Below are 2,454 nucleotides of genomic sequence, written 5' to 3'. Positions count from 1 at the left end.
TCGCTTCAAACACTAGCCACCTCTATCTCAAATTTAGCGCTTATGCCGTGCTTTAGCTTGGCATTTACGTCGTAGATCCCGGTCGTTTTGATAGCTTCGGTCTCTAAAATTTTCTTATCGATTTCGATCCCCTTTTGCTCTTTTAGCGCGGTTGCGATCTCATCTTTGGTCACCGAGCCGAAAAGCGCGCCGCTCTCGCCCGTCTGTTTTACGATCTTTACGCGGATCTTGGCTAGCTCCTCGGCCAGCTTTTGTAAGCTCGCGACCTCGTATTTTTCTAGCTCGGCTTGCTTTTTCTTATCCGCTTCAAATTTACGCAAAACCTCCGTCGTAGCGGCTTTGGCGTAACCCTTGCCGATTAGGAAGTTGTTGCCGTAGCCGTCCTTGACCTCTTTTATCTCGCCCGCCTTTCCGAGCCCCTTAACGTCTTTGATCAGTAATACTTTCATCCATTATCCTTTTAAATTTAGCTTTAAATTTATAAAATTTTATAGCGGCGCGGGCGGATCTGAAATTTAGTGAAATTTCATAAAATTTGCCCGCAGCCGCTCGCGCTTTTTCGATAAATTTTAAAATTTCGTTTTGTGAAATTCGCCCATCCGCCGTGCGGCAAAATTTCAGCTAAAGCTTGCGTCCGTTCTTGCCCGCGATGATAAATCTTAGCGCGCTTAGTTTGATAAATCCGTCGCCGTCTTTTTGATTGAAAACTTTGTCCTCTTCAAACGTCACAAAATCGGTATTAAACAAGCTATCGCTCTTGCTTTCTCTGCCTAGCACGGTCACGTTGCCCTTATAAAGCTCTAGCTTAACCTTGCCGTTTACGTGCTCTTGGGATTTATTTATCAGCTCTTGAAGCAGCAAGCGCTCAGGGCTGAACCAAAAACCGTTGTAGATAAGCTCGGCGTAGCGCGGCATCAGATCGTCTTTTAGATGCGCCGCGCCGCGATCTAGCGTGATGCTCTCGATCGCGCGGTGAGCCTTTAGCATGATCGTGCCGCCCGGAGTTTCGTAGCAGCCGCGGCTCTTCATGCCGACGTAGCGATTTTCTACTAGATCGAGCCTGCCGATGCCGTTTTTAGCGCCAAGTTCGTTAAGCGCAGCTAGTATCTCGTGCGGCTTAAGCGCTTTGCCATTTAGTTTTACGGGATCACCGTGCTTATATTCGATCTCGATGATCTCGCTCTTATCGGGCGCATTTTTAGGGCTTACGGTCCATCGCCACATATCCTCTTCAGGCGCATGGGCGGGATCTTCCAGCACCAAGCCCTCGTAGGAGATGTGAAGGATATTCGCATCCATCGAATACGGCGATTTGCCGGGCTTTGAGGCGATGTCGATGCCGTTTTTCTTAGCATAAGCAAGCAGCTTCTCGCGAGAGTTCAGATCCCACAGCCTCCACGGCGCAATCACTTTAATATCGGGATTTAGCGCGTATGCGCCAAGCTCGAAACGAACCTGGTCGTTACCCTTGCCGGTCGCACCGTGGCTTATGGCGTCCGCGCCGGTTTTTTTAGCAATTTCGACCAGCTTTTTAGCAATCAGCGGGCGCGCGATCGATGTGCCTAAAAGATACTCGCCCTCATAGACGGCATTTGCGCGAAACATCGGAAATACGTAATCTCGCACAAATTCCTCGCGCAGATCCTCTACGAAGATATTTTCCTTTTTGATGCCCAGTTTCACGGCTTTGTTTTTGATAGGCTCCAAATCCTCATTCTGACCGATATCTGCGGTGAAAGTCACCACATCGCAGCCGTAAGTATCGCCGAGCCACTTTAAAATAATGCTAGTATCAAGTCCTCCAGAATACGCCAAAACGACCTTTTTTACATCTTTTGCCATCTCAAATCCTTTACGTAAAATTTGGCGAAATTCTACCAAAAATAGTTTAATAGTTGCTTTTAAGGCAAATATCGCTAAACTCACGCTTATGAGAATCGATAAATTTTTAAACGCAGTCAATATCACCAAGCGGCGCGCCATCAGCGAAGATATGTGCAAAAGCGGCGTCGTAGCCGTAAACGGCGTCGTAGCAAAGCCCGCCAAAGAGCTTAAAATCGGCGATGTAATCACAATAAGCTTTTTAGATAGAAAACAAAGCTTTAAAGTCCTAGCCTTTCCTAGCGCGAAAAATACGCCCAAAAGCGAGCAGGCAAAGTATGTCCAAGAGCTTTGAACTGCTCTGCGGCGAGGATGAAATTTCGCGCCTCGTGCAGGCTCTGCCAAAAAGCGGCATAATATTGCTAATCGGCGATCTTGCCAGCGGCAAAACGACGCTTGCGCGCGCGATCGTGCGAGCGCACGGACTAGACGAGCATGTAAGCTCGCCTACGTTTTCGATCATGCAAAACTACGGCGAAATTTATCATTACGACATCTATAACGGTGGCTGTGAGGGGATTTTAAAAAACGGGCTATTTGAAAATTTATTTGAAGAGGGGCTTCATCTGATCG

Annotated in this window: 4 protein-coding genes; 2 read left to right on the top strand and 2 right to left on the bottom strand. The window is 47.7% G+C overall.

The features are described from left to right. Window positions 1-5: 5 nt before the first annotated feature. On the bottom strand, window positions 6-449 hold the full coding sequence (rplI, locus tag Q0256_RS05245) for a 50S ribosomal protein L9 (protein WP_297960775.1): 444 nt from the start codon (window positions 447-449) through the stop codon (window positions 6-8). A gap of 172 nt (window positions 450-621) precedes the next feature. Then, window positions 622-1,842, bottom strand: a complete 1,221-nt coding sequence (locus tag Q0256_RS05240) for an argininosuccinate synthase (RefSeq protein WP_297960772.1) — start codon at window positions 1,840-1,842, stop codon at window positions 622-624. Window positions 1,843-1,930: 88 nt separating this feature from the next. Here Q0256_RS05240 and Q0256_RS05235 point away from each other — a divergent pair, with 88 nt between their 5' ends. Together Q0256_RS05235 and tsaE are read left to right on the top strand one after the other, a co-directional pair. Then, window positions 1,931-2,176, top strand: coding sequence for a S4 domain-containing protein (locus tag Q0256_RS05235; RefSeq protein ID WP_295152076.1), 246 nt, complete (start codon window positions 1,931-1,933; stop codon window positions 2,174-2,176). After that, window positions 2,160-2,454, top strand: a 295-nt coding sequence (gene tsaE / locus Q0256_RS05230) for a tRNA (adenosine(37)-N6)-threonylcarbamoyltransferase complex ATPase subunit type 1 TsaE (protein WP_297960769.1), incomplete at its 3' end; no start/stop codon positions are given. The genes Q0256_RS05235 and tsaE, both read left to right, overlap by 17 nt.

Source organism: uncultured Campylobacter sp. (assembly GCF_937949835.1).
In the GTDB taxonomy this organism is placed as follows: Bacteria; Campylobacterota; Campylobacteria; order Campylobacterales; family Campylobacteraceae; genus Campylobacter_B.
Note: the sequence above shows the minus strand (reverse complement) of the source record. Positions and strands in the feature narration are given on the sequence as shown.